Consider the following 6,465-nt stretch of genomic DNA (forward strand, 5'->3'; position numbering starts at 1 on the left):
AGACCGATGCCTGAGTACGACTACGAGAAGCTGAAGAAGGAAGCCGAGCAGTACATCAAGTTCGAGAAGGACAAAAAGAACAGGATCGCCTACATCACTTTCGACCGTCCCGACGCGCAAAACGCCACGACGCTGGGCATGCGGCAGAACTACGCCGACCTGATCCACAAGTGCAACGTCGACGACGACGTCAAGGTCGTGGTGATCCGCGGTGAGGGCGAGGATTTCGGTAGCGGCGGGGATCTGCCCGAGCAACGCCCGATGTTGGAGAATCCGGGCCTGCCGCTGCTGCACGAGCTCGCGATCAACGACGACGACGTCAAGTACCCGCCGGGCGGGTCGTACCGCTACCTGTCCACCGTCACGGACTTCTACGCCAAGGCGCGCGCGGGAAACCGCCCGCTGCAAGAACTTCGGAAGATCAGCATCATCGAGGCGAAGGGCTACTGCTACGGGTGGCACTTCTATCAGGCCGGCGATGCCGACCTGGTGGTGTCCTCGGACGACGCCCTGTTCGGCCACCCCGCGTTCCGCTACGTGGGCTGGGGCCCCCGCCTTTGGTGGTGGGCGGAGACGATGGGCCTGCGGAAATTCTCCGAAATGCTGTTCACCGGGCGGCCGTTCAGCGCGAAAGAGATGTACGACTGCGGTTTCGTCAACAGTGTGGTGCCCCGCGAGAAGCTCGAAGAAGAGACGCTGAAATACGCCATGGCATGCTCGCGCTCGCGCCCCACGGACACCGTGGCGGTGCAAAAGACCTTCCTTGAGCTGTACAAACAGCACAAGGGCGAGTACTTCGGCAGCCTGCTCACCGGCATGGTCGAGGGCATGCTGCCGCTGATCCAAAACGATGCACAAGAGGTCGACCTCACCGAGGGCACCTTCGAAAAGGGCCTCAACAACGTGGTGAAGGACAACGACCTGAACTTCCCGCCGGAGTGGCGCCTGAGCCGCTCGGGACGGAAGAAGCCCTGACCGTTTCGAGAGGCCGTCCATGTCCGCGTTGACGGGCTTCCGGATCGTCGAGTTGGCCGAGACGGTCGCGGGGGAGTACTGCGGAAAGCTGCTCGCCGACTTCGGCGCCGAGGTGATCAAGGTCGAGGCGCCCGAACGCGGCAGCCGCACCCGCGGGATGGCGCCCATCCTTGCCGACGGTCCCGAGGGCAGCGCGCTGTTCGCCTACCTCAATACGAACAAGCGCTCCGTTGTCCTCGACGCCGAGCGCCTGGATGACCTGATCGCATCGGCCGACGCGGTCGTCGACGACCGTGACCGGGGTCTGTCGGAACGGCATCCGTCCGTCGTGTTCTGCTCGATCACGCCGTTCGGCGCCGAGTTCGGAAACGCCAAGAGCCTCAACGTGTTCCATGCCAGCGGTTGGGGGTATCACACGCCGAGTCACGCCGATCCCGGCAAGCCGCCGTTGCAGGGGCCGGGGCGGTTCCTGGCGGACTATGAGGCGGGCCTGGACGCGGCGCTGAGTGTCGCGTCATCGCTGTTCGGTCGGCTGCACACCGGCCGGGGAGAGTCCATCGACATCTCGCAGCACGCGGTGCTGGTCTCGCGCGCGGACTGCATCCTGGGCCGATTCATCACCGGGGAGGTTCCTGCCGAAGGCCGCCGCGACGACTACGATCAGGCCGGCCCCGCGTCGTTCTTCGCCTGCGCCGACGGCTTCGTCTACCTGTACATGACCAGCCGCGCCCACTGGACGGGACTCAAGGAACTCATGGGTCATCCGGACTGGCTGGATGCCTTCGAGGACGACTGGCTGGAGTTTTCGGTCACGACGGAAAAGGTCGATGCGTTTCGGCGGGGCTTCGCCGCGTGGGTGCGGGACCTGACCAAAGAGTCGGCGGCCGACCGCGCGCAGCGCCTCGGGGTGCCGTTGGTCCCGGTCAACGAGGCCGCCGATCTGCACCGGTCGCCGCAATACCGCCACCGTGGGTTCTTCCAGGAGATGAGCCACCCCGCGCTGGGCGACGCGGCGTATCCCACCGTCCCCTATGTGCTCGGCGCGTCGCCGGCCCGAATCACCTCCGCCGCACCCACTCTCGGCCAGCACACCGACGCGGTCCTCGCCGGCCTCTCCGTGCCGCGCACCCCGCCGGCGGTCAGATCGCCGCAACTGAAGCCGCCGAAGCGTCCGCGGGGCGGGCCGCTGCAGGGCGTTCGCGTCGTCGAGCTCACCAAGGTGTGGGCCGGCCCGTACGCCGGTAAGCTCCTGGCACAGTTGGGCGCCGAGGTGATCAAGATCGAAACGGCAACCGCCCCCGAGGAAATGCGGGCTTACGGCGGCACCGACATCGACCACGCCCCGTACTTTCTCAGCATCAACCATGAGATCCTCAGCGTGGACCTCGATATCAAGTCGGACGAGGCCATGGCGCGGCTGCGAGAGCTGATCGCGCGCAGCGACATCGTCATCAACAACCTGCGGCCAGGCGCGATGGAGCGCCAAGGCTTGGGCTACGACCAGCTCAGGGCCATCAAGCCGGACATCATCTCGGTATCGATCAAGATGTGGGGCAACGACGGGACGCTAGGGCATCAAACCGGTTACGCCCCATGCTTCGCCGCGCTGGCCGGGCTGGCGTCGCTGGTCGGCTACCCGGGCGGACCGCCCCTCGGCACGAGCATGCGCTACGGAGATTCGACCGTCGGAGCCGCCGCTGCGTACGCCGCCGTGGTGGCGCTGCTGCACCGGGAACTCAGCGGCGAGGGGCAGTTCGTCGACGTGTCGGCGGTGGAGACGCTGTCCTCGATGGTCGGCGACTGCCTGCTCGAGCAAAGCCTCACCGCAGAACGTTTGGGGCCCAATGGCAATCGGCATCCCGACATGTGCCCGCACGGCTGCTATCCGTGCCAGGGCGATTCCTGGATCGCCGTGGCCGTCGCCGACGACGCCGAATGGCGCCGGTTGTGCGAGGTGTTGGGCGCCGATGCACTGGTTGACGATGCGCGCTACGCGACGATGGAGGCCCGGCAGCGCCACGCCGAACCGCTGGACGCCGAGCTCGCCGGGCTCACCCGCGACCACGACGCAGAGGAGCTCGCGCAGCGCCTGCGGACGGCGGGAGTCCCGGCGTGCAAGAGCGCCACCGCGATCGACGTCATCGGCGACCAACGCTTGTGGGACCGCGAGCTGTATCGCTTCGTCTCGGATCACCGCGAAGGCCAGCGTCCGATAGTGGGGCCGTCGTGGCGGATGGCGCACTGCCCGGCGCGAATCGAACGAGGCGCACCGGACTTGGGCGAGGACACCGCGTACGTCTTGGCGGAGATCCTGGGTGCAGGATCCCCGACGGGAGGCGGACGGTGACGACGCTGGCGAAAACCGTGGCCCTGGTTACCGGCGCCAGCAGCGGTATCGGGGCGGCAACGGCGAAGGCGCTGGCGGCAGAGGGCGCCGCGGTGGCCCTCCTGGCACGCCGTGCCGACCGACTCGCCGATCTGAAGGCCGAGATCGAATCAGCCGGTGGCACAGCGCTGGTCGTGACCGCCGATGTGACCGACGCCGAGGCCGTAGCCGCGGCCGTGCAGCGCACAGTCGCCGAGCTGGGGCGGCTCGACACCGTGGCAAACAATGCCGGTCTGATGCGCTCCGGGCCGGCGACGGAGGCCCGCCTGCAGGATTGGGACGACATGGTCGCGGTCAACGTGCAGGGTGTCCTCTACGTCACCCGCGCCGTGCTCCCGCACCTGATCGACGCGGCCGGCAACTCGCCGCGCGGTGTCGCCGATCTGGTCACCATCAGCTCCACCGGCGGCTGGGTGGCCCGACCCAACACCGCGGTCTACTCGCTGACCAAATTCGGGGTCAACGCGTTCAGCGAGGGCATCCGCCAGGAGCTGCTCGGTAGCCGGGTGCGCGTCGGTGTGGTGGCTCCCGGAACCGTCGACACCGAGATCTTCAGCCACCTTCCCGAGCCCTCGCGCGAGGCGGTCGCGCGCCAGACCGCGGGCATGGTCAAGTTGCGGCCGGAAGACATCGCCGACGCGGTGCTCTACATGGTGACCCGCGATCGCCGGGTCGCCGTCAACCACATGCTGGTGCGCGCGGCGGAACAGACTTGGTGAGCTACGGCGAGCAGTCCGGCCTCGCGATCCCGGCCGACCCCAACGCTTTACGCGACGCCGGCGCGCGGTTCCTCACCGAGGCGTTTCGGGCTTCGGGCGTGCTCGCCGACGGTAACACCGTCACGCGCATATCGGAGTTCCGGGAGGTCGCCGGCGGCAGCACCGGACGCAAAGTCGAGCTGTCGGTCGACTACGAACGGCCGCAGCCCGGTTTGCACACCGACCTGTTCGTCAAGTTCTCGCGCGACCTCGCACACCCGGTGCGCGACCGGGGACGGACACAAATGGAGCCCGAGGTCCGGTTCGCCGCCCTGTCGCGGACCGCCGGATTTCCCATCGACGTGCCCACGGTGCAATTTGGCGACTACGACCGCCGGACCGGGACGGGAATCCTGATCACCGAACGAATCCCCTTCGGCTGCAACGGGATCGAACCCCAGTATCACAAGTGCCTGGACTACGACATGCCCGATCCGCTCGGCCACTACCGCGCGCTGCTCACCGCGCTGGGCCGGCTCGCGGGAACTTACGGATCCGGACGCCTTCCGGAGTCGCTGGCGTCATGCTTTCCGCTGGACGTGCGGGCGGCGACGGTGGGTGACCGAGCCCCGCTCAGCGCCGAGAAGTTGGACCGGCGCGTGTCCCAGTTGACCGGATTCATCGAAACGCACCCCGGGCTGGTGCCCGCCAATGTCGGCTCGCCGGAGTTCTTGGCGCGCCTCCGGGCCGAGGTGCCGCGAGTCGCGCGTCACGAGCACACGATCACGAGCCGGCTGGCCGACGACCCCGACTACGTCGCGCTGTGCCACTGGAACGCCAACATCGACAACGCCTGGTTTTGGCGCGACGGCGACGGCGTTTTGCGCTGCGGCCTGCTGGACTGGGGATGCGTGGGCCAGATGAACATGGGCATGGCCATCTGGGGCGCGATGTCCGGCGCCGAAACCGACATGTGGAACGAGCATTTCGACGAGCTGCTGCGTCTGTTCGTCGGCGAAGTCGAGCGCTGTGGCGGCCCGCGCCTCGATCCGGACCGGCTGCGACGGCACACGCTGCTCTACGCGGCGGCGATGGGCGTCGCCTGGTTGCTGGACGTGCCGGCGCTGATCCGTGCGCGATTCGGCACCGACGCACCGAGGAGCCGGCTGGATCCGCGCATCAAGGACGACGAGAGCGTGCGTGCACCCCTGCAGATGCTCGCGAACCTGTTAAACCTCTGGGAACGGTACGGCATGGAATCCCTTGTGCCACATTAGTTTCAATGGTCACAGGGCGGGGTTTCTTGTCGGTGGGTGTTCGTACGATTTGGGGTATGGGTGCGAGCAGTCGTGAGGAGATCGTCGAGGTTTTCGACACGCTTGATCATGCCGTGAAACGCTTGTGCGATTTGTCTTTTGACGTGTTGACCACCCCGGAACGGTTGCGGGTCCTCGAGCGGGTGGAAGCCGCGGCGCGCCGGCTGCGCGCCCCGCAGCACACGTTGATCAATCAACTCGCCGCCCAGGCCGGCGCCGAAGAACTCGGCGGCACGCTGCGCGGCGCGCTGGCCGACCGGCTGCGCATCACCAAAGCCGAGGCGTCCCGGCGCATCGACGACGCCGCCGACCTCGGGGAACGTCGGGCGCTGACTGGGGAAGCGTTGCCCCCGCAGCTGGCGGCGACCGCCACCGCGGTCCGCGACGGGCGCATCGGCGATGCGCATGTGCGGGTGATCCGCAGCTTCTTCGCCCACCTGCCCGCCGAGGTCGACCTGTGCACCCGCCAGGCCGCCGAGGCCGATCTGGCCGACAAAGCCCGCCACTATCGCCCCGATGAGGTGGCCCAATACGCCAAACGGATCATGGACTGGCTACACCCCGACGGCGACTTCAGCGACGCCGAACGGGCCCGCAAACGCGGCATCACTTTGGGCCACCAGGACTTCGACGGCATGTCCCGCCTCACCGGCCTGATCACCCCGCAATTACGCGCCGCGATCGAAGCGATGCTGGCCAAGCTGGCCGCCCCCGGCACCGCCAACCCCGACGACCAGACTCCGGTCGTCGACACGGACCCCGACCAGGACGCGGTGCGCCGCGACACCCGATCCCCAGCCCAACGCAACCACGACGCGTTTGCGGCCGCGCTGCACGCCCTGTTCGCCACCGGAAAGCTGGGCACCCACAACGGCCTACCCGTATCGATCGTCGTCACCACCACGCTGCAGGATTTGGAGGCCGCCACCGGCAAGGCCCTAACCGGCGGCGGCACCCTGGTGCCGATGTCCGACGTCATCCGCTGGGCCGCCCACGCCCACCACTACCTGGCGATCTTCGATCGGGCCAAACCGCTGGCTTTGTATCACAGCAAGCGGCTGGCCACCCCCGCCCAGCGCCTCATGCTCTA

General features: G+C 67.7%; 5 protein-coding genes. All 5 read left to right on the forward strand.

Features of this window, described 5'->3' with window-relative positions; genetic code table 11:
• Positions 1–6 precede the first annotated feature (6 nt).
• Complete coding sequence (locus tag AC5Y4S_RS27540; RefSeq protein WP_068183961.1) at positions 7–975, forward strand: enoyl-CoA hydratase/isomerase family protein; 969 nt, start codon at positions 7–9, stop codon at positions 973–975.
• Positions 976–994: 19 nt separating this feature from the next.
• Positions 995–3,322 carry a CaiB/BaiF CoA transferase family protein gene (locus AC5Y4S_RS27545; protein ID WP_500035730.1) on the forward strand — a complete coding sequence of 776 codons (2,328 nt, stop codon included), beginning with the start codon at positions 995–997 and terminating at the stop codon, positions 3,320–3,322.
• Positions 3,319–4,080: an SDR family NAD(P)-dependent oxidoreductase gene (locus tag AC5Y4S_RS27550; RefSeq protein WP_500035731.1), complete on the forward strand. Its 762-nt coding sequence runs from the start codon at positions 3,319–3,321 to the stop codon at positions 4,078–4,080. Before AC5Y4S_RS27545 ends, AC5Y4S_RS27550 begins: the two co-directional genes overlap by 4 nt.
• A complete protein-coding gene (locus tag AC5Y4S_RS27555) occupies positions 4,077–5,336 on the forward strand; it encodes a hypothetical protein (protein ID WP_500035732.1) in 1,260 nt (419 codons plus the stop codon). Before AC5Y4S_RS27550 ends, AC5Y4S_RS27555 begins: the two co-directional genes overlap by 4 nt.
• Before the next feature lie 56 nt (positions 5,337–5,392).
• Positions 5,393–6,465, forward strand: a 1,073-nt coding sequence (locus tag AC5Y4S_RS27560; RefSeq protein ID WP_500035733.1) for a 13E12 repeat family protein, incomplete at its 3' end; no start/stop codon positions are given.

The sequence above is a fragment of the Mycobacterium sp. NGS64 genome (assembly GCF_059812245.1).

Bases quoted from the DNA above. Each gene is read 5' to 3' on its own strand.
- AC5Y4S_RS27540 (WP_068183961.1), top strand. From the start codon at position 7: ATGCCTGAGTACGACTACGAGAAGCTGAAGAAGGAAGCCGAGCAGTAC.
- AC5Y4S_RS27545 (WP_500035730.1), top strand. From the start codon at position 995: ATGTCCGCGTTGACGGGCTTCCGGATCGTCGAGTTGGCCGAGACGGTC.